General features: G+C 37.1%; 22 protein-coding genes, 1 pseudogene and 1 CRISPR repeat array. Of the genes and pseudogenes, 12 read left to right on the forward strand and 11 right to left on the reverse strand.

Annotated features, from left to right (window positions below; translation table 11 throughout):
• Positions 1-105: 105 nt before the first annotated feature.
• Positions 106-545 (reverse strand): annotated as a pseudogene (locus tag EGS47_RS14345) (glycine zipper domain-containing protein).
• 366 nt (positions 546-911) lie between these two features.
• Here EGS47_RS14345 and prfA point away from each other — a divergent pair.
• Both prfA and prmC read left to right on the forward strand, forming a co-directional pair.
• On the forward strand, positions 912-2,000 hold the full coding sequence (prfA, locus tag EGS47_RS14350) for a peptide chain release factor 1 (RefSeq protein ID WP_125269745.1): 1,089 nt from the start codon (positions 912-914) through the stop codon (positions 1,998-2,000).
• Positions 2,000-2,821, forward strand: a complete 822-nt coding sequence (gene prmC / locus EGS47_RS14355) for a peptide chain release factor N(5)-glutamine methyltransferase (protein ID WP_125269746.1) — start codon at positions 2,000-2,002, stop codon at positions 2,819-2,821. Before prfA ends, prmC begins: the two co-directional genes overlap by 1 nt.
• A 1-nt stretch (position 2,822) precedes the next feature.
• Here prmC and EGS47_RS14360 read toward each other — a convergent pair whose 3' ends face one another.
• From EGS47_RS14360 to EGS47_RS14370, 3 genes are all read right to left on the reverse strand, one after another.
• Positions 2,823-3,662 carry an ABC transporter permease gene (locus EGS47_RS14360; protein ID WP_125269747.1) on the reverse strand — a complete coding sequence of 280 codons (840 nt, stop codon included), beginning with the start codon at positions 3,660-3,662 and terminating at the stop codon, positions 2,823-2,825.
• 3 nt (positions 3,663-3,665) lie between these two features.
• On the reverse strand, positions 3,666-4,637 hold the full coding sequence (locus EGS47_RS14365) for an aliphatic sulfonate ABC transporter substrate-binding protein (RefSeq protein ID WP_125269748.1): 972 nt from the start codon (positions 4,635-4,637) through the stop codon (positions 3,666-3,668).
• A 237-nt stretch (positions 4,638-4,874) separates the two neighbouring features.
• Positions 4,875-5,906: an AraC family transcriptional regulator gene (locus EGS47_RS14370; protein WP_125269749.1), complete on the reverse strand. Its 1,032-nt coding sequence runs from the start codon at positions 5,904-5,906 to the stop codon at positions 4,875-4,877.
• A gap of 153 nt (positions 5,907-6,059) precedes the next feature.
• On the opposite strand from EGS47_RS14370, the gene EGS47_RS14375 reads away from it, so the two are divergent.
• Both EGS47_RS14375 and EGS47_RS14380 read left to right on the forward strand, forming a co-directional pair.
• On the forward strand, positions 6,060-6,830 hold the full coding sequence (locus EGS47_RS14375) for a 3-hydroxyacyl-CoA dehydrogenase (protein ID WP_125269750.1): 771 nt from the start codon (positions 6,060-6,062) through the stop codon (positions 6,828-6,830).
• A 209-nt stretch (positions 6,831-7,039) separates the two neighbouring features.
• Positions 7,040-8,680 (forward strand): AMP-binding protein, encoded by a 1,641-nt coding sequence (locus EGS47_RS14380; RefSeq protein WP_125269751.1) that lies wholly within the window; start codon positions 7,040-7,042, stop codon positions 8,678-8,680.
• Between the two features lie 73 nt (positions 8,681-8,753).
• Here the strand turns inward: EGS47_RS14380 and EGS47_RS14385 are convergent, their stop codons facing one another.
• Positions 8,754-9,332, reverse strand: a complete 579-nt coding sequence (locus EGS47_RS14385) for a flavin reductase family protein (RefSeq protein WP_005004636.1) — start codon at positions 9,330-9,332, stop codon at positions 8,754-8,756.
• A 241-nt stretch (positions 9,333-9,573) separates the two neighbouring features.
• On the opposite strand from EGS47_RS14385, the gene EGS47_RS14390 reads away from it, so the two are divergent.
• The 3 genes from EGS47_RS14390 (at position 9,574) to aroC (ending at position 12,442) form a co-directional block, all read left to right on the forward strand.
• Positions 9,574-9,762 (forward strand): hypothetical protein, encoded by a 189-nt coding sequence (locus EGS47_RS14390; protein ID WP_051062665.1) that lies wholly within the window; start codon positions 9,574-9,576, stop codon positions 9,760-9,762.
• 53 nt (positions 9,763-9,815) lie between these two features.
• A CRISPR array of direct repeats spans positions 9,816-10,074; the repeat unit is 28 nt; unit sequence TTTCTAAGCTATCTATGCGATAGGAAAC.
• 252 nt (positions 10,075-10,326) lie between these two features.
• Positions 10,327-11,337 (forward strand): 50S ribosomal protein L3 N(5)-glutamine methyltransferase, encoded by a 1,011-nt coding sequence (gene prmB, locus EGS47_RS14395; protein WP_005004631.1) that lies wholly within the window; start codon positions 10,327-10,329, stop codon positions 11,335-11,337.
• Between the two features lie 13 nt (positions 11,338-11,350).
• The gene (aroC, locus tag EGS47_RS14400; RefSeq protein WP_005004630.1) at positions 11,351-12,442 is read left to right on the forward strand and encodes a chorismate synthase; all 1,092 of its coding nucleotides are present in this window, start codon (positions 11,351-11,353) and stop codon (positions 12,440-12,442) included.
• A gap of 60 nt (positions 12,443-12,502) precedes the next feature.
• Here aroC and EGS47_RS14405 read toward each other — a convergent pair whose 3' ends face one another.
• Positions 12,503-12,988 carry a hypothetical protein gene (locus tag EGS47_RS14405; RefSeq protein WP_125269752.1) on the reverse strand — a complete coding sequence of 162 codons (486 nt, stop codon included), beginning with the start codon at positions 12,986-12,988 and terminating at the stop codon, positions 12,503-12,505.
• Between the two features lie 36 nt (positions 12,989-13,024).
• Complete coding sequence (locus EGS47_RS14410; protein ID WP_125269753.1) at positions 13,025-14,083, reverse strand: linear amide C-N hydrolase; 1,059 nt, start codon at positions 14,081-14,083, stop codon at positions 13,025-13,027.
• Between the two features lie 521 nt (positions 14,084-14,604).
• On the opposite strand from EGS47_RS14410, the gene EGS47_RS14415 reads away from it, so the two are divergent.
• The 3 genes from EGS47_RS14415 to EGS47_RS14425 all read left to right on the forward strand — a co-directional run bounded on the left by EGS47_RS14415 (position 14,605) and on the right by EGS47_RS14425 (position 16,036).
• A complete protein-coding gene (locus tag EGS47_RS14415; protein WP_125269754.1) occupies positions 14,605-14,847 on the forward strand; it encodes a hypothetical protein in 243 nt (80 codons plus the stop codon).
• A 625-nt stretch (positions 14,848-15,472) separates the two neighbouring features.
• The gene (locus tag EGS47_RS14420) at positions 15,473-15,715 is read left to right on the forward strand and encodes a hypothetical protein (RefSeq protein WP_125269755.1); all 243 of its coding nucleotides are present in this window, start codon (positions 15,473-15,475) and stop codon (positions 15,713-15,715) included.
• A 72-nt stretch (positions 15,716-15,787) separates the two neighbouring features.
• Positions 15,788-16,036, forward strand: coding sequence for a DUF333 domain-containing protein (locus EGS47_RS14425; protein WP_004988137.1), 249 nt, complete (start codon positions 15,788-15,790; stop codon positions 16,034-16,036).
• Positions 16,037-16,092: 56 nt separating this feature from the next.
• On the opposite strand, the gene EGS47_RS14430 is transcribed toward EGS47_RS14425, so the two are convergent.
• The 3 genes from EGS47_RS14430 to EGS47_RS14440 form a co-directional block, all read right to left on the reverse strand.
• Entirely contained in the window at positions 16,093-16,893 is an 801-nt protein-coding gene (locus EGS47_RS14430; RefSeq protein ID WP_044433439.1) for an undecaprenyl-diphosphate phosphatase, read from the reverse strand.
• Between the two features lie 495 nt (positions 16,894-17,388).
• Positions 17,389-18,255, reverse strand: a complete 867-nt coding sequence (locus EGS47_RS14435) for a VOC family protein (protein ID WP_005004626.1) — start codon at positions 18,253-18,255, stop codon at positions 17,389-17,391.
• Between the two features lie 159 nt (positions 18,256-18,414).
• On the reverse strand, positions 18,415-18,633 hold the full coding sequence (locus EGS47_RS14440) for a hypothetical protein (protein ID WP_004988129.1): 219 nt from the start codon (positions 18,631-18,633) through the stop codon (positions 18,415-18,417).
• A gap of 582 nt (positions 18,634-19,215) precedes the next feature.
• Here EGS47_RS14440 and EGS47_RS14445 point away from each other — a divergent pair.
• Both EGS47_RS14445 and EGS47_RS14450 read left to right on the forward strand, forming a co-directional pair.
• A complete protein-coding gene (locus EGS47_RS14445; protein WP_004998228.1) occupies positions 19,216-19,551 on the forward strand; it encodes a hypothetical protein in 336 nt (111 codons plus the stop codon).
• A gap of 228 nt (positions 19,552-19,779) precedes the next feature.
• The gene (locus EGS47_RS14450) at positions 19,780-20,088 is read left to right on the forward strand and encodes a hypothetical protein (protein WP_005004624.1); all 309 of its coding nucleotides are present in this window, start codon (positions 19,780-19,782) and stop codon (positions 20,086-20,088) included.
• 112 nt (positions 20,089-20,200) lie between these two features.
• On the opposite strand, the gene EGS47_RS14455 is transcribed toward EGS47_RS14450, so the two are convergent.
• Complete coding sequence (locus EGS47_RS14455) at positions 20,201-21,130, reverse strand: AraC family transcriptional regulator (protein WP_005004623.1); 930 nt, start codon at positions 21,128-21,130, stop codon at positions 20,201-20,203.
• Between the last annotated feature and the right edge of the window lie 64 nt (positions 21,131-21,194).

A 21,194-nucleotide genomic window follows, 5' to 3' on the forward strand; every position in this document is an offset into this window, starting at 1 on the left:
TATGTATATCGTTTTTTTTCGATTTATGCAGTGATTTGTAACTTAACAATAATGACCAAAAAAAGCACCCAGAAGGGTGCTCGACTATTTGAATCATACAACGTATTAACGGTGACGATAGTGACGATGGTGTCTGTTCCAACTACGTGAGTTGTTATAGCGTTTTTCTTCAGCTCTATCTTTAGAAATTTTATTTCCTAAAGCTGAACCGCCTGCGGCGCCTAGGGCTGAACCAATATATCCACCTGTTGTGCCACCCATATTTTACCAACGGTATAGCCACCCACACCACCTAAACCACCACCAATTGCAGATGAAGTACGATTACGTTTATTGCTTGCAACGGCTGCACCACCCGCACCACCAATTGCAGAACCAATCATGGCACCAGTATTACCGCCCATTTGATTGCCTAAGGCTGTACCAACCACACTCCCTAATGCTGAAGTTGCCGCAACACGTGTGGTATTGTCTGCATGTGCATTGATTGCAAACATTGAAGAAACTGCCAATACACCACTTAATAATAAGTTATTTGCCTTCATCTCAAATCTCCGTGTCCCAACAGCAGGACTTTATCTATTTCGTTGCAGCAAATGTAACAAAACGATTCACTTTAATTGTGGAGATTATCGTTGTTATTTTTACAATGTAGCTGCGTTTTGTATGCTTTCTATTAAAAGTGTCTATTAAAACGGCGAAAACGATTGATTTATTGCCTAATGTGAAGAAAAAGTGAAAATTCACCACACCGAAATATTCTTAAGAGCAAGCAAATATAAGCTGATCTATGTTCTTTAACAGTCATAATCGGTAAACTATGCGCACTTTTAGCTTTGACCTGATCGCAAGCACTTCATCATTCAAGCGTTGCGCTGATCGATTATTTTTATTTTGAGATACTTCCACTTATGAAAGAATCATTACGTTTACGACTGGATCAACTCTGTGATCGTTATGAAGAGTTAACGGCATTATTGGCAGATGGGGAAGTCATTTCTGATAATAAACGTTTCCGTAAATTATCCCGTGAGCATAGTGATCTTTCTGAAATGGTCGAAGTGTGGGGTAAGTATCGTCAGGCTGAGCAAGATATTGTGACTGCTGAAGACATGCTCAATGATCCTGATTTTAAGGATATGGCGCAAGAGGAGATCAAGGAAAATCGCGCCTTGATTGAGCAACTCGAAGCTGATCTGAATATTTTGATGATTCCCAAAGATCCAAATGATGCCAATTCTGCTTATTTGGAAGTTCGTGCGGGAACTGGCGGTGATGAGGCTGCAATTTTCTCAGGTGATTTATTTCGTATGTACAGTAAATACGCTGAGTCTCAAGGTTGGCGTATTGAAGTATTGTCTGAAAATGAAGGCGAACATGGCGGTTATAAGGAAGTCATCTGCCGCGTCGATGGCGATGGTGTTTATGGTCGTCTAAAGTTTGAAAGTGGCGCACATCGCGTACAGCGTGTTCCTGCAACTGAGTCACAGGGGCGTGTACATACTTCTGCTTGTACGGTTGCGATTTTACCTGAAGTAGATGTGGACACGACCGTTGAAATTAATCCTGCTGATTTGCGGATTGATACTTATCGTGCATCGGGCGCAGGTGGTCAGCACATTAACAAAACCGATTCTGCGGTGCGTATTACTCATATTCCAACAGGCGTGGTGGTGGAATGTCAGGAAGAACGCTCACAGCATAAAAACAAAGCCAAAGCGATGGCATTACTGGTTTCTCGTCTGGAAAATGCCAAACGCGCTGCACAGGAAACGGCGACTTCTGAAATGCGTCGTGATCTCGTCGGATCGGGCGACCGCTCAGAACGTATTCGTACTTATAACTATCCACAAGGTCGAATGACAGACCACCGTATTAATTTAACTTTATATAAGTTAGATGCGATTATGGAAGGTGATTTGACGGAACTATTGGATAGTTTACATCGTGAATATCAAGCAGATCAGTTAGCCATGTTGGCGCAAGAGAATGGCGGCTGATGAAGATTGGACAAGCTTTAAATCTGCGCGGCGAAGCTGATAGTTATGAACGTCAGGAAGCCACGTGGTTGCTTGAGCATGTCCTCAATCTGAATTCACTTGAATTAAAAATGCGTCAAATGCAAGTTTTGACGCATGAGCAAGAACACACCTTTTTAGATGGGCTGATGCGACTCTCTAAAGGTGAGCCACTGGCTTATATTACGGGTTCGCAACCGTTTTGGAGTCTGGATCTAAAGGTTACACCAGATACATTAGTTCCGCGCCCAGATACTGAAATTTTAATTGAAACGGTTTTATCGTTAAATTTACCTTTTCAAACTTCGATGGTGGATTTAGGCACAGGGACAGGTGCAATAGCGTTATCTCTAGCCAAAGAGCGTCCTGACTGGAAAGTTTTAGCAACAGATATTTACTTTCCAACGCTTGAAGTCGCTCAGGAGAACGCTCATCGACATGCGTTGAATCAAGTTCAATTTATTTGTAGTGCGTGGTTTGAAGCCATTCCTGCGCAAAAGTTTGATTTAATTGTGTCTAACCCGCCTTATATCGATGCACAGGATGAACACATGCTGAATCTGGGAACAGAACCTCGCCGCGCATTGGTCGCAGAGCATCAAGGTCTAGCGGATCTGGAACTGATTATTGATCAAGCACCCAACTGGATGAATATTGATGCATGGTTAGTGCTTGAACATGGTTATGATCAAGGGGAGACGGTTCGTCAATTGCTTCAAAAACGGGGCTTTACTCAAGTTCAAACCCGAAAAGATTACGGTGGAAATGATCGTATTAGTTTAGGAAAACATCTGCCAAGATAACTTATTTGGGGATACTTTCTCGCCATCTGAGTAACCATTGTTCTACAGCTTTCATAATGGTATCCGTTATTTTTCCCAATAATGCTAATAAAATAATGGCCAAAATAACAATATCGGGTCGTGAAGTTTCTCGTCCATCGCTCAGCAGATAACCAATGCCTTGTGTTGCTGCAATCAATTCAGCAGCAATCATAAACATCCATGATAAACTCAAACTATTACGCAAGCCTGTTAAAATTCCTGGCGAGGCAGCAGGTAAAATAATTTGAACAATGCGTTCAAAGTGATTCAAACCATATACTTTTCCCAACTCGACCAATTTGGGATCAACATTTTGAATTGCTGCAACAGTATTGGTATAAGTTGGGAAAAACGCACCAATGGCAATCAACGTGAGTTTTGATCCCTCATCAATTCCTAACCATAATAATAACAGTGGGATCCATGCCAGACTGGGAATGGATTTAATCGCTGAAAAAGTAGGGTCAAGATATTCTTCAATCTGTTTATTAAGGCCTACACCGATTGCAAACAATAATCCAAGACCACTGCCGATGGCAAATCCAGCAAAAACACGCCACGTACTAATATAAATATGTGTCAATAAATCTGCATGAGCCAAATCGATAAAAGACTGCCACAGACTACTTGGTGCCGGTAACAAATAGGCATCAATCGCACCACTTCTCACCAGAAACTCACAAATGAATAAAAATATAACAGGCAACAAAAGCGCTTTATACCAACTTTTAAATTTGCTGGGTTTATGGCGCTGTTGATCTTGAAGGGCAGCCTGAGCCAAACTTCTGTTTAGCTCAGACTTAGAAATTGAATTTTGCATAGATTACTTAACAACCTTTTGAGCAAAACGAGGATCAAACAACTGATCAACCACTTGATTAACATTGGTGCCTTTGCGTACTAGATCTTCTTCAACCAAAATATTTCCTGCGCGTTTCAGGGCTTGTGACTGTTTTACAGACGGGATATTTTGTTCAAAATTGGTTCGGCTTAATTGCAACTTTGCAACGGCAAGCGGTAACTTTGATTCGCGAGCCAAAAGTTCGGCAGTTTTGTCTGGATTGGCGATCGCCCATTTTCGTGCCTGTTCATAAGCTTTGATCACAACTTCAATGGCCTCTGGACTTTGTTTGGCAAAATCTTTTTTAACGCTTAATACGCCATAGCTATTAAAATTAACATTTCGATAGAGTAATCTTGCACCTGATTGAATTTGTGCAGCAGCCATAAGTGGATCGAGTCCAGCCCAAGCATCCACTTGACCTCTTTCAAGTGCTGTTTTGCCATCTGGATGCTGTAAATGCACAAGTTGTACATCTCGTTTGGTCAAACCAACGCTATCTAGTGCCTGCAAAGTAAATAAAAATGGATCTGTACCTTTGGTTGCTGCGATTTTTTTACCTTTTAAATCTTTTAATGATTTTAATGGAGAATCTTTAGCAACGACCAGTGCAGTCCATTCAGGCTGACTCTGGATATAAACTGTTTTGATCGGGCTACCATTGGCACGACTGAGAACAGCTGCTAAACCGGCAGTAGAAGCAAAGTCACTGCTATTGCTATTGAGATATTCCAAAGAGCGATTACTGCCTTGACTAAATATCCATTTAATTTCAGTGTTTGGCAGCGCTTTTTCCAATAGTTTTTGATCTTTCACAATTAAACTAGTAGGCGCATAGTAGGCATAATCCAGCTTTAGTGTTTTGGGAATAGCTGCAAATGCAGTTGCGGTAAATGTTGTTGCAAGAACCCCAGTGATGAACAATTTTAAGTAAGGTTTTTTAAATGATGACATGCCCAAGTCCAATCTGACAAATAAATGAAATTTCTCAGATGTTTGCATGAGAATAGCGTGTTCCAAACACAGATATTTTGCTTAGTAATGCATGTTCTTGAATAAACACTATTTTTTTTGATTTAATAATTTGATTTTAAAGTATTTTCAGAAAAATAAATGAATTATTATAAATTCTGATTAACTGATAATAAATGTGCATATAGCGTTGGATAAATCTGGTTTAGACGTTTTATTCTAACCGGTATTTTGGCGATAAGCACTTGGATTGACACCCGTCCACTTTTTAAAAGCGCGATAAAATGCGCTTGGATCATGGAAATTTAAGGCATCACTGATATCCTGAATACAATCTTCAGTTTTACTTAAACGCTCAATCGCAATATCACAGCGGATGTCATTTTTAAGTTGTTGATAACTGATATTTTCAGCTTTTAAACGCCGTTGAATGGTGGCTTCAGACATGTTTAACTGCTGCGAAAGTTCTTTAAGTTCTGGCCAAAGCGCGGGATGGTGTTTGATAAGATGTCTACGAATCATCAGACTTAGTGCATTTTCATTTTTATAACGTACTAATAAATTCTGTGGTGTCTGTTTTAGAAATTCATAAAGCGATTTTTTATCTTTTTTAATTTTAATCTGTAAATAATCTGCATTGAATTCCACGCGATTAGATGCTGCATCAAATTCGATATTTTCACAAAAACGGACATAATAATCTTGCGGATAAGCGGGCTTAGCGCATTTCAGACTAATTTTATCAATCACAATTCGTTGATCCGCTAGCCAACACAATAAACCATGAATCAACATTAAAAAAGTTGCATAACTGAACATCCGTTTAGTGTGAGTTTGATCATGAATGATCAAACATACCAGATTTTGTTCAACTTTAAACTCTGCTTGGATATCATCCAGAAGTACAGAAAAAAACTTTAAAATATCGGTTAAGGCTTTTTCTATTGTATCCGCATGCATGACCATTTTTACTAATAATTGATAACTACCACGTCGCATGGGATGAGAGTCCATTCCAAAAAACTCATCATCCATATGATTAGCTAGTTCAATCCAGAGTTGTGCATAAGCCGAAACTGGAATTCTGGCTTTGGGGAAGTTTAAAAGCTCGGCTGAAATCCCCGCCTGTTGTACTATTTTTTCAATATTAAAACCGCGCGAATGTGCCACACTCAAAGCTTCATTGACCAATGCAATAGAAATGGTTCCTTTGTTTGAAGGGGAAATATTTGACTGTGCAATCCGTTGCATGTATGACCTGACACTCAGAATTAAAAATTTTTTAAATGATGAAAATGTCCAAAAACCGCAGAACATTTGAGGTTTTTTGAAATTGTACTGTAAAAGTTGAACTTTTACTCTGGAACTGATGTCAGATTAAATTAAATCACGTGGAAATTGGCAATGAAAATACAAGGAAAACATTTCATTATTACAGGCGGTGCCTCGGGTTTGGGGGCTGCAACGGCTGAATGTTTGGTCGCGCGAGGTGCTTATGTCACTTTAGTTGATATGAATGTTGAAGCTGGACAGGCTCAAGCAGAAAAGTTGGGTACAGCCGTAGATTTTGTTGCAATAGATGTGACCAATGAAATCGAGATTGCACAGTTTTTTAAACAGACATTACAACAGCATGGTGCAATTCATGGCTTAATTAACTGTGCAGGAGTTGGCCCATCTGCAAAGGTGGTGGGTAAAGAGGGTATTCATGATCTGGCATTGTTCAATAAAGTATTGAATATCAATGTGACAGGGACTTTTAATATGCTGCGTTTTGCAGCAGAGGCCATGACACATAATACTGCAATGCCTGAAGATGAAGATCGAGGTGTGATTATTAATACTGCTTCTGTGGCTGCCTTTGATGGTCAAATTGGTCAGGCTGCTTATGCGGCCTCCAAAGGTGCAGTTGTGGCGATGACTTTACCAATTGCACGTGAGCTGGGGCGTCATGCTATTCGAGTGGTTACGATCGCACCCGGTATTATGGAAACGCCCATGCTCAAAGCTTTGCCACAACAAGTTCAGGATTCGCTGGGTCAAATGGTGCCTTATCCATCGCGTTTGGGTAAACCAGATGAGTTCGCAAGTCTTGCAGTGCATATTATTGAAAATGCATATCTGAATGGTGAGGTAATTCGTTTAGATGGTGCCATTCGAATGGCACCCAAATAACACCAAGATTATTTAACTTAACATGCTAAAGCCCTCAATTAGATTGAGGGTTTTGGAAATTGAAAAAGTAAATAAAGCAGTTTAAGTTGGATTTGATCACCAGCAAAAACATCGTTGGATGTTTTACGATAACAAAAATGGACAGGACATATAGATCAAATTTTGAATGATCTGTATGCATTAAAAACGGAATAAAAGAGGTTTTCGGGATGAAGACACTGACACAAGCCTATGCAGAATTTGATTTAAATCAACTTATTCAAAAGCAACTTAATGGACATGAACAGCGCATTAATGCTTTTGAGGAGTGTTGTGGTAGATATGTAGGTCATGACAAAGTGGCTTTGATCTGGGAAGGAAAAAACGGAGAACTGCAATCATATACCTTTGATCAACTTGCTGAATATTCAGGGAAATTAGCCCATTATTTTAAGTCTATCCATCTTCAGGCAGGAGACTGCATCGCGGGATTATTGCCACGTACCCCCGAATTACTCATCACGATTTTAGCCACTTGGCGTATTGGCGCAATTTATCAACCCTTATTCACTGCATTTGAATCCAAAGCCATTGAGCATCGTTTAGAAACAGCCAAAACCAAACTTGTAGTAACCAATACCGATCAACAATCTAAACTCGAAAATTTAAATATTAACCAAATTTTGACTGTCAAAAATATTGATGATGATCAGAATCAAGAAGATTTCTGGAGTGTAATCCATACATTTGATGCCGATTGCCCAATTGAATATCGCAGTTTTGATGATGATTTTTTAATGATGTTTACTTCTGGTACAACGGGTTTGGCCAAATCTGTCCCTGTGCCATTAAAGGCAATTTTGGCATTTAAAGGTTATATGACAAATGCCGTGGATTTGCGTGAGGAAGATTCATTTTGGAATTTAGCTGATCCAGGTTGGGCTTATGGGCTGTATTACGGTATTACAGGACCTTTGAGTTTAGGTCATGGCATTCTGATGGATGAACAAGCTTTTAGTGTAGATCGAGCCATTGAACTAATGAAAAAATATCAGGTCAATAATCTGACAGGTTCTCCGACTGCATTTCGTATGTTTTATGGTTTTAAAGAAAAGTTTGATGACAGTGTCAAACAGCATTTAAGGGTCGTGAGCAGTGCAGGCGAGCCTTTAACACCAGAAGTGATCCATTGGTTTAAACATGATCTCAATGTCAATATTTATGATCAATACGGACAGACTGAACTCGGTATGGTGATTGGCAACCACCATGCTTTAGAACATGTAATTAAAATTGGTTCTGCGGGTTTTGCTATACCAGGACATCGTTTTGCGGTACTCGATGAAAATCATCAAGAACTTGGGAAAGGCGGGATCGGGGTATTGGCGATTGACTGTGATGCATCACCTTTGCTTTGGTTTAAAGGTTATGGGGGTAATAACCGAAAGTCTTTTGTCGGCAAATACTATATTACGGGTGATACCGTACAGTTAAATGATCATGGAAGTATAGATTTTGTTGGACGTGCTGATGATGTCATTACAACGTCAGGCTATCGTGTAGGCCCTTTTGATGTCGAAAGTACATTACTTGAATGCGAAGAAGTTTTAGAATCTGCCGTAATTGGAAAACCTGATCTGGCGCGAACCGAAATTGTTAAGGCATTTATCGTATTAAAAAGCCAATATCAAGCGACAGAACAGCTCAAAGAAAAACTACAAATGTATGTTCGCGGACGTCTATCTAAACATGCCTATCCGAAAGAAATTGAATTTGTAGATGTGTTACCCAAAACAGTGAGTGGTAAAATTCAGCGTGGTATTCTTAAACAACGAGAAGTTGAACGAATGCAACCGCTTTGCACGAGTTAAATTTATCTTAAACAGGATGGAGATAGTTCATATTTGAGAGTTCTCCATCTACTTGTTTTAACCATCAGTTTTTTTATAAATTGGCTTTAACTTCATCGCCAATTGTATAGAAAGTCCCACCCGCAATATAATGCAAACTTTTTAAACTTCGGTGTGCATCTGAAAAATACCAATGTCCATCACGAAATACGCGTGAGTCCGCCCAAGCACCCATCACAGAGCCAATAAATAAATCATGCGCTTGCTGATTATGGGGCTCAGGAATGACTTTACAGATCAGCCAAGCAATACAACCTTCAACCAAAGGTACACCAGAATCATCAGGATAAAAGAGTTGAGTTCCACAAAGCTCTAATTTATTCAGCTCATCAAACTGGCTGATGCTACCTAATTGATAGGTCATATCCAGTTGTGCTAAACAGGGAACCTGTAACGCGAAATAGCCATTCTTTTCAATAATTTTTCGAGTCTTCGTCGATTTATCTAAAACAACGGTCACTTTTGCAGGACTAAATTCTAAAGCGCACGCCCATGCTGCGGCCATGACATCAATATCATCATCATCTTGAGCGGAAACCAGTACAGTAGGGCCATGATTAAGTAAACGATAGGCTTTTTCGAGTTCTACCTTTTGAATATCTGGATTTGTCATTTTATTAAGCTCATCTTTTTAAAATGCTTATATATTGGCAGAAGATTTTAAGAAAATAAGCGAATTTTAAAAGATCTATACACTATGACGTCTTTCATCATTGTTTAAACCCTCTTTATTTTTCTCGCATAGGCAAAATGAAAGGGGTTTATGAAACAAGTCTATTCAATGGTTTCTATTTGCTATTTTGCGTTTTAAAATTGGAGTTGATATCGGCAAATACTGATTTATAGAAAATCCAATGTTCATCAAATTTATTTTAGGATGTATTTTCTCTTTGGGACTGATGGGATGTCATAGCTTGAATGCCAAATCTCAAGCAACAGAAGAAACGCAGGAATGTTTGGCTTATCGGGCCATGATGACTGCACCGATGGATCCTTTAGCGATGCAGCAATTAAAAACAAAATGTTTGGAGTCTCGAAAATAAATTATCTATGCGATAGGAAGCCCTTCGGGTGCTTTTTTATTGCCAAAAATCGGTTTCTAAACTATCTATGCGATAGGAAACCTGTGTATTTGGGTTCAAAGATCGTTTGAACTTTTCTAAGCTATCTATGCGATAGGAAACCAAAACCTGCTTCATCATCAGGCTTTCTAAGCTATCTATGCGATAGGAAACGTTTCTATTCTATTGCAGGGGCGCAATGGGAATTTCTAAGCTATCTATGCGATAGGAAACCAATACTTACTTGATGCATCTCCTTTGCGATATTTCTAAGCTATCTATGCGATAGGAAACTATAAACTCTTATTAATAAATAATTTAATAACAATAAGTTATTTTAATAATTTGATATTATGCTTTAAAAACAAGTTAAAGTATAAGCGTATGATTTTATTATATTATTAAAGAGTAAGAAAAATATTGATTTAAAAAGAGCAATAAGTCAACTTGATTTAAAATTGAATCCACTCGCTTTAGGCATTAAAAAGCAAGACAAAACAAGGTATCATAAGCCGTTTTGCATCATCATCTTTTGGAGACCCCTGAGTGGAGCGACCGACCATTAATCCTGAACAATTACAGGAAGCCGCAGAAAACTTAACAACAATTCGTGATTTTATTCGTTTTGGAGTGACTGCATTACGTCAATACGATGCTCATTTAGGTCAGGGAACCGAAGATTATTTTGCAGAAAGCTCTGCGCTAGTTTTACAAACGCTTTCTTTAGAATGGGCCGCAGATGCCGAGATTCTGGATGCAAAACTTTTACCAAGTGAAAAAGCTGAATTTTTAAGTTTGCTTGAGCGCCGTGTTAATGAGCGTATTCCGACCTCTTATTTACTTAATCTAGCTTACTTTGCCAACAAGCCATTTTATGTCGATGAACGTGTATTAATTCCGCGTTCACCTATTGCTGAATTGATTGAACAGCGTTTTGCACCGTATTGTCTGGATGAACATGGCAATATGCATGAGGCAATAAATAATTTACCTGAAAACTCAAATCCTAAAACTCCGCAACGTATTTTAGATATGTGTACAGGTTCAGGTTGTATTGCAATTGCTTTGGCTTATGCATTTCCAGAGTCGGAAGTGGATGCAACTGATATTTCCAAAGATGCGCTTGAAGTCGCTGCGATTAATACAGAGCATCACGATAAACAATATCAAGTTGCGCTATTAGAATCTGACTTATTTTCAAAAATTCCTGCCGAAAATCAATATGATTTAATCGTTAGTAATCCGCCTTATGTAGATGCTGAAGATATGGCAGATTTGCCTGAAGAATTTTTACATGAACCAGAACTGGCTTTGGCGGCAGGTCAGGATGGTTTGGATCTGGTACGTAAAATGTTGGCTCAAGCGGCAGATTATTTAACTGAAGATGGTTTAATTGTCATTGAAGTAGGAAATTCTGAATGGGCAATGCGTCAGAATTTTCATACCATTGACTTCCACTGGTTGACCTTTAAAAAAGGTGGTTCGGGTATTTTTGCTTTAACCGCAGAGCAATGCCGCCGTTATCAGCGTTTATTTCAAGAATTTTTAGAAGCTTAAAGGAGTTGTAAATATGGCAGGGAATAGTATTGGACAACTCTTTCGTGTGACCACCTGCGGTGAATCACATGGTGCCGGCTTAATGGCGATTGTCGATGGTGTTCCACCGGGACTTGAGCTGTGTGAAGATGATTTGCAAAAAGATTTAGATCGTCGTAAACCGGGAACCTCCAAATTTGCAACGCAGCGTAAAGAACCTGATGAAGTTGAAATTATTTCAGGGGTTTTTGAAGGCAAAACGACAGGAACATCGATTGGTTTACTCATTCGCAATACTGACCAGAAATCGAAAGATTATGGCAATATTGCTCAAACCTTTCGCCCGGGACATGCGGATTATACCTATACGCAAAAGTATGGTTTCCGCGATTATCGTGGTGGCGGACGTTCCAGTGCGCGCGAAACAGCAATGCGTGTTGCAGCAGGTGCAATTGCTAAGAAATATCTTGCTGAAAAATTTGGTATCGTGATTCGTGGTCATGTCACCCAAATTGGTAATGAAATTGCAGAAAAACTGGACTGGAATGAAGTTCCAAATAATCCATTTTTCTGTGGTGATGTTGCTGCCGTACCGCGTTTTGAGGCCTTAGTGACTTCTTTACGTGAACAAGGCACAAGCTGTGGCGCAAAACTGGAAATTTTAGCCGAAAAAGTTCCAGTGGGTTGGGGTGAGCCTGTATTTGACCGTTTAGATGCTGATATTGCACATGCCATGATGAGCATCAACGCTGTAAAAGGTGTAGAAATTGGTGATGGTTTTGCTGTAGCAGGCCAGTTCGGTCATGAAAGTCGAGATGAGTTAACCACAGACGGTTTTCTTGCTAATCATGCAGGTGGTATTTTAGGTGGTATTTCGAGTGGACAAACCATTCGTGTCGCTATTGCGCTTAAACCAACCGCAAGTATTACCACTTCAGGTAAAACCATTAATCTGGATCGTGAAAATACCGACGTATTAACCAAAGGTCGTCATGATCCTTGCGTGGGTGTTCGGGCAACACCCATTGCGGAAGCAATGCTTGCGATTGTTTTGATGGATCACTTCATGAGAAACCGTGCGCAAAATGCGGATGTCGTTGCTCCATTTGCACCAATTGAATCTTAAGTTAGTCTTATATAAAAAACTCACCATCATCTTTAGGTGAGTTTTTATAGCAAAACAGATTTAAGAAGAATATACACCGACAAAATTTTGGTAAGCAGATGAAGCTCGACCATCAATATACATTGGTCGTTTGATGGTACCGTGGTCTGTGCTAATTTGAACATCAATGCGTTTTGCATTTTTAAAGTCATTTAAAAAACTGCTCGGCACTACAATATGGTTCGATGAGCGTTTCGGTTCTAAACGGCTGATATATTCAAGTTCAGTGGGTTGTGTTGGGGTATAACTTAGGTGTTTACCATCCACGATAAAGGTTATTTTTTTGATATCATAATAGAGATAACTACTATTTAAACGCACATCGATACGAAGTTGATTTTTATTCCCCGAATTCCATGAGGCCGCCATAATCGGACACTGTTCGTTCGGTTTACATAGTAATAATCCTGCTGTTGCTAATCGATCAGTGTTACTTTTATTTTCAGGAATAGTGGCACAACCGTGTAATAAAATGAAAGCTGTCATTAGTCCAACTATTTTTTTCATTTCAGATTTCCCCTTAAATATGTTGTATTCATTTTCTTAATCTTCATCTATGCCCAGAAAATGAAAGGGTGGTGCCGTTTTGAATTGTGCTGTTGCATCACCTGCATAGATATTCTCTTGATTTTTACCTAAATCTAACTTACGTGTCACCCCATCTTTGAAATTAATTTTGTTAAGATCGACCCAGAAACTATTCGGTGAAAGCGCAGATTCGAAAAAGTATAGTTTACGCTTATGATCAACGACCGTACGCCAGCGGGTTGAAGAGATATTGGGTTCTTCTTGAGTATTTAGCCCATAAGGGACAGAGACATTCCGAATAACACTGAAAACGGAGGCAAGTGCTTCTTTAGGATCATCATTTTTAGGAATCGCATTGATATAAAAAGAAGCTCTGGCAAAACGATCTGATGCGCGATTGGTGCCTGGAAGAAAAATCGTTCCACCAATTTGTTTCCAATATTCATTGAGTGCAAGTTGCTCATCAAAAATAGGAGAGTTGGTCATTACTTGATAACTTGAATCATGATGAATGACTTGTTTACCGTTGATGTATTCAACTATTGCATTGTCTCCTGTTTTATCAGAAATAGATAAGTGTAAGGTCGTTAAACGTTTCTCACCCGGCACGGCATCAGTAACGATAATAAACGGTTCTTTTTGCAGAGCTTTGACTGCTTCATCGACAGTTGCAAAATTATCTAAGACATATTGCGCCCACGCAGCAATCGTCAGTTTGGGCTTATTTGATTTGGTTCGATCTGGATACTGAGATTCAACAAGCCAAAGCAAATTGGCATTTAAGCCTGCTTCATTGACACCATCTGTAGTTGAAATATCGTAACCTGTTGCAACTACACTGCCATATTTAGAGGTCCAATGAATCGAATTTTTCCCCACATTGCCACTGCGTTTTACACCACTAGGCAAAATCCATAAGTTGGTGCCGACATCCTGTTTCCAGTCCATAGAGCGGGCAGTAATAATGGTTTGGTTATTCCCTTGATACACCACCCGCGTACAGCTTTGTGCTGTAAGGGATATCCAAAATAAACTACCGCCGATTAAACTACTTATGAGTGCTTTTTTAATCATTGTCATGTCCTCTTGTGAAGTATTTTTAATGCTTTTTTATGAGTTTTGTCATTGGTTAATTTAGCGTGATTTATTTTGAATGGATGATTTTTTAACAAATTTCAGCATAAATGCTTCATGGCAGTTCGTTTATTTAATATTTTATAAGTAAAAATTAAATTATTTTTTAGAGGAATTGTATATTTTAATATTATTTTAACTTTATGTAGACTGGTCTGTATGTTTTTAATATAATAAGTTCAATCTACTCAGTTCTTAAATATCAGAATTTGCTCATAATAATTTTTATAGTATCAATTTTATTTTATGTGATATCAGATGTTTAATAAATACAAATATTTAGACAATTTTGTTAAGATCAAGAGAGTACTCGATTTACCAGTTGTGCGTTTTATGGCCTGCTTCTTCCCCAAGTGGCAGGTTTTTTTTATGCTCAAAATCTATGTCAAAAAGCAGCACTCATTCATATTTTTGTAAAAATTGAATGTTAAATTAATTTGAAAATCAAAGGGCATTGCGCAATGAAAAAAACCAATGAGACTAACTTAGATGATTTAAATAATATTATTGATAATTTTAAAGATACTAAAGAAAAGCCCAGTAAAATCTTGATAGGTTATAAAATATATGCTGAACTAATGAATGATGCTAAGTTCAAAAGCGAAATACTAGAATCTGCTTTAGATCCCAATAAACGTAAGTATCGAAAATTAAAAATAAAAATTACTCAAGATGAATATCAACTTAAAATTGAATCAAGCTAATGATTGTCTAAATAATCTTTTGAGAAATAAGCCATTTTTTGAATGGCTTATCATTTGAATTTGTTCCAAATGTTGTTCAATAAAGTGTGTTTTCAAAATCTTTTCATTGTTTAGAAATATTTTTAAAGCTTGCCAATGATTCTATTGGCAATCGAATTATTGATCTTTGTATTTGATAATAATTTTAAAGAAAAAATGTTTTGATGAGAGTGCTAAGTTTGATCATTGAACTCAGGCTCATTCAATTATTCCAATTTAGTCTTTACAAGATACTCAAAAAATACGTATATAAGGCCATATCTCCAGAAAAAACATAGATTATCTTCCAATATACACAACGTATGGTTAAGTCTCTATGGAAACTAAGATTACAGTCCTACCGACTTTTCCGATTGACTTAGCAGTAGATCGGGTGAATAGTATTTCATAAAAGCTTGGCATTAGACTTCTTTCATGATTGTTTAACCCTCTTTATTTTTCTCCCATTAGGACAAATAAAAGTAACCTACGAAAGAAGTCTATTCAAATTGATGATTTTTTAAGAATTGTTTTGTTTATTAATTGTTTATATATCTGGTCAAGTTTTGTAAAGCAGTAAACAATAAGCTGAAAAGGTTTAAATAGTATGGATAAAATGAGAACAACAGTAAAATATGTCGTGCTCAAAGGTGATGATTATCAACTCGGAACTGCTTTAGATGAAGAGCATCTGGATGCGGGGAGTACATATTTTGACAATATACCTTCTGTGGTGACTTTTAATGGTCGTGATTTTCGGGTCAAGTATAAAGAGTTGATACGCAAACAAACCTATGATGAAAATGATGAATCTCAACACATTTTAGTGAAAATGATTGCAATGAACTAACTAAATTTAACAGTTTAAAATTTAAAATCGCGGATAATCTATAAAGTTTAAGTTGAAGTGTGAAATCAAATAATGACTAAAAAGATCTTATTTATTTTATGTGGCGGCACTCTTGTTTTATCTGCTTGTAGCACGACCAAGACACCTACGCCACAAAAAATTGGAATGCCTAATCCAGCAAGTCAGTACTGTATCGATCAAGGCGGTAAGTTGGAGATGAAAAAAAATGCAAATGGTGATGCTTATGCCAATTGTATTTTACCAGACGGTCGTGTGATTGAAGAATGGCAATTATTTAGACAAGATCATCCTCAAAAATAAAGTACAAAAAAGGCTCAGAAAACATTAGTATTCTGAGCCTTTTTATGGAACAAAATTTATAACATTACAAACATAATAATCAGACCCAAAGCAATCCGATACCAAGCGAAAACACGTAAAGTATGTTTTTCCACAAAACGTACTAAAGCTTTTACTACAAATAATGCAGCAAGAAAAGCCGTGATAAAACCAAGTGCAATATTGGTCATATTATCCGCGGTAAGTACATTTGCATTACGAATTAAGTCAAAGGTTGCTGCACCGAGCATTGTAGGCATCGCCAGAAAAAAAGAGAACTCGGTCGCTGCTTTACGTGAAAGCCCTGCGAACATCCCACCTACAATCGTTGCACCAGATCTTGATGTTCCAGGAATCATGGCAACACATTGAGCTAGACCAACCAATAAAGCCTGTTTAAAGGTGATTTGAGTGGCTTCCGTAGTTTTATGATCAAATTTGATGGATTCTGCCCAGAAAATAATTAAACCACCCACAATCAATGCAATGGCGACAACTAAAGGGCTAAACAGTACAGATTTAATAAAATCGACTGCCATCACACCAATAATAACCGCAGGAAAAAAAGCAATCAAAACACTAATACAAAAGTGCCGCGCCTCTGCATCCCCACTAAAAAAACCTTTAATCAAATCGACGATTTTTTGTCGGTATAACCAGCAAACTGCCAAAATTGCACCTAACTGAATCACGACTTCAAACACACGTCCACTATCAGAATGAAAATCAATCAGATGACCAAAAAGAATAAGGTGTCCAGTACTAGAAATAGGTAAAAACTCAGTTAGGCCTTCAATTAGTCCTAAAAAGAGAGCCTTAAAGGCTTCAAGGTGTTGCATGGATGATTACTCATGAATCAGATTTAATGATATTAATTAAAAAGAAAGGTGAGAGTGTAAGTAAAAAACTAAATATTTTTCAAATCATAACAGCCTTACTTTTATTCTTTTTTAAGAAATAGAGTTTTCTTAAAGTTCAAAATTGTATACGCATTAGCGCAAGGATCGAATAGATGGTTCGGTTTCCATTGTTAATATTTGTGAAAATTTTATCATTGGTGAAAAGCTAATGCTTTTTTCCAGTCTCAGGCGCAGGGAACTTATAAAATACCACTTAAATTAATGAGAATCATTTGCAATTGATTGTGCATTCTTGTATATTAGCGCCACTGGAAAGTTTCATGGGCTTGCCAGACATAAAAAGACTACTTCAGTAGTCTGTACAGCGTGATCCTTAACAACCCCATTGTGTTGAGCAATGGGTTTTTTTATCAAAGTCGTTAAGTGCAATTGAATGTCTTTCATACTGACCATTGATCTAAACAGAATGATTGATCATTTGATTGCATCTTCAATTTCCTGAATATTAATTTTTTGCATACGAAACATCGCATTCATGGCGCGTTGGGAAATTTCGGAATCCGAGCTATTAATTAACTCAATCAGACGTTTCGGAACAATCTGCCAATGTATGCCGAATTGATCTTTCAGCCAACTACATTGCATCGCTTGACCACCATGTTGTAATAACGCAGACCATAAGTGATCCGTTTCCATTTGGCTTGATGTTTCTACAACTAGGGAAATCCCTTGGTTAAAACCGAAACGATGTGAATAAGAGGAATCCATACAATATAAAATATAATCATCAATTATAAATTGCGCGTGTTGTACATATTCAGGATTCTCTGAACGATTTTCTCCGTCTTTATAACGCATGATGCCACTGACTTCAGAATTGGGGAAAATTTGCGTATAAAATTGCATTGCATGCAGTGCTTTTCCTGCATTGTCTTCAGTAAACATTAACGTTGGAATCAACTGTTGAGTATTTAAGTCTTTTCTTGTATCCAAATAAAGTTGCCATGAAACGCCAAACCGATCCTGCACCCAGCCATACATCTCGCTCCAAGGATAACGATCCAAAGGCATTAAAATTGAACCACCATCGATCAAATGATCCCAATAATATTGAATTTGCTCACTAGACTGGCTTAATAACATCAAGGAGATAGATGGATTAATCTGAAATTCAAGATCAGGTCCACCACTGAGTAGCATTAATCTTTGATTAAAAATAGAGAGTTGTGACACATAGTCATTGGTTTGCAGTAGCTGCGCGTTAAACAATGAGCTATAAAATTCTGCTGCCTCACTGCGGCCAGATTTTAACCATACACAGGGATAGATATCATTATTCATCGTTATACTTTTTTTATTGTGTTGATGATTATTTTATCAGTAAATTGGGTAAATCTTAACCAAAAATTTAAAACTATACATCACGATTGAAAATAAACGCGACTAATATCTATGTAGAGCATTTTGGTACAGGAATCAATCCAATACCAAAATTAATCATTAAGAAGATGACTTTTGTTGTTCAAGTTGTTGTTTTAAATATAAATCAACATAGTATTTTTCAGTGTAGTCATCTGCATATTGGTTCGCCTGACTCCGCGTTTTAGTCTTCTCAGTCTTTTCTATAAGACCTGATTCAGGTGAATAAAGGAGCACCCACCATTGTCGATTAATACGTCTAACGTTGAAAAGCTCTTTACTATATTTACGTTTTGCCATTGTGAATCATGTGATGGAAAATATTGAGACCAGTTCTACTTGAGCCTTACACTTAAGTCAACACAGACCTTAGGTAACTGCTCAAATTTTATAAAAATAATGAAATCTCTTAAATTTTAAATAAATAGACTTAAAAAATGAGGCAAGAAATAGAGTTAATACATGAAATTTACTGTAAATGTAGTGTTGTCTTTTGTTAAGTTGCAAAAGTCAAATTTAATTTAATTATCAATACAAGATTTTGATATTTAATAAAATTTCTTAAATTTTAAATTGTAAAAAATGCTTACTAATTATACAATTGTAAGCTATTTCTCACAATCTTGTAAGCCAAAAGCTTATTCATTTGAAATCTCATGAAACTATACTCACTCCAGCACATCAAAAAGGCATCTTGACTATTAAATAGAAAGCTGAATATTAACTGAGAGATCTGGAAAAAATAATAAAGATATCTTTATTAATATAAATCGTCTAAATAATAGAGAAGAATCTCAAATAATCAATTGATGTGCCAATATCTCTCCTCTTTGGGGGAGGAGGAGAGATAATTATTCAATCACTAATCTATAGGGTATTGGTATGTTCATCATTAAAAATATATTTGTATTTTTATTATCTATCGTTTGTTTATGCCTAATGCTCATTGTTTTTAATTATTTAGGATTTATGAAAATCATAAACCTTGTTGTTTCTTCAGTTATTTTTGGAACTTTTATCACCTTATATTTTAAGGAGATCAAATTATGTATGACTCTATTTGCGCTGTTTTTTGGTGCAATGTTATGTATAAGTCAGACTATGGAAGTGGTTCTCATGTTTTTAATTACGCTGTTGGTCTATTTTACAATTACCACGATGATGCCAAAGCTAAAAAATATACAAATCAAAATTAATCAGCCTATAGGAATGGATTAATTTTTAAACAAATAGAACCAGCATTTATTTTATCTTGTAGATAAAAGAATACATTATTTCCAATAATCATTATAAATTCAAATTTTAATAAAAAATCTAACCAAGATAAAAAAAGATGTTTTTAATATTATTAAAATATATTATAACGCAGATATTTTTGAATCAAAAAACGGTTGCTTTGCCCTAAACAGCAAGGGTATGGCATAAAAAATTTAATGAAGGATTGTAATGTTAAGAGTTTTTTTTATTGCTTGTTTGCTTGTACCTAACTTTGCTTTTGCCTTGTCTCCAGATCAGGAGTGTCAACAAATTGCTGAAGTCGCAGCAGCAGTGATGCAACAACGTCAAGATGGTGTACCTTATTCGACTCAACAGCGAATTTCACAAGAATTTAGTTCCGAAGAAACCAAAGAATTTTATATGGATATTGTTGAAGATGCCTATACAGAAAAACAGTTAAATACCGATACCGCCAAAGAACAAGCCACTCAGGCCTTTGGCAAATCTTATTATGATCGTTGTATGGCTCCAGAATAAATTTTAGGTACTATATCTCTGTTTAAAAAACAATAAATAGCAGGAAGACTGTGATTTATCCAATAAAAGTAAGTGAAGACTTAGCTTAAGTTTTATAAAATTACAGCGTTATCTAATCTTGCATATAGTTTTGCCGATATTGTTTAGGTGAAAGATCAAATTGTCGCTTAAATGCTTGACTAAACGCGGTTTCCGATGAGTAGCCGACATTATTGGCAATCTTTTGAATCGTGAGATTGCTCTCTCTTAATAACTGGCTGGCAAGACGTAAACGATGTTGTTGTAAATATGCTAAGGGTGTTTCATGAATGATGCTTTGAAACAGACTGGCAAATTTTGAACGAGACATGCAGCATTGTTCTGCAAGGGATTCAACCGTCCAAGGGTGTTCTGGACGACCATGTATTACAGCAAGTGCACTGGAAAGCTCAGGATGACTTAAAGCATTTAACCACGAGCCTTGATCATCAAGCTGAGAAATATAATCTCTGACACATTCGATCAACAAAATACTCATCAAATGATCAAAAATTTTATCGCGGCCAGGTTGGATCCGTTGCGTTTCTAGTGCCACAAAGTACAAGCCGACTCGCAGCCATTCTGGCCCAGTCGAACTCATGGCATGATGAATATGAATATAAGAGGGAAGTGCACTCAGTAAAGGTCGTGCCATCAAAGTATCAATATGGCAACGTACCGTAAAAATTAATGCAGATTCAGAGGATCGAGTTCCGATTTCAATTGCATCGTCCCGATGACCTTTAAAAAAATCACTAACATCTAAACTATCGGTCAGTTTGTTGTCCTGACTATTTGAGCCATGATGGGCATTTCCAGATGGAATTAAAACAATATCGCCAGCCTGTGCAGTTAAACTGGTATTTGAATCAATTTTAAAATGAATAGAACCCATTAAAATAATATGCGCAATAACAGCATGCTGTTCCTGCATGGAAAATGCCCATTCTCCCTGCGCTTTTATATAAATATATTCAGATTTATTTAAATGAATATCGTCAAAAATTTTGCTTAATGCATCCATATTCGTTTTAAGTTTCTTTTTCCAGTATTGAAAGACAAAAGCAATCAGATAAAAAATGTGATTT

The sequence above is a fragment of the Acinetobacter sp. FDAARGOS_515 genome, assembly GCF_003938865.1.
Classification (GTDB): Bacteria; Pseudomonadota; Gammaproteobacteria; order Pseudomonadales; family Moraxellaceae; genus Acinetobacter; species Acinetobacter ursingii.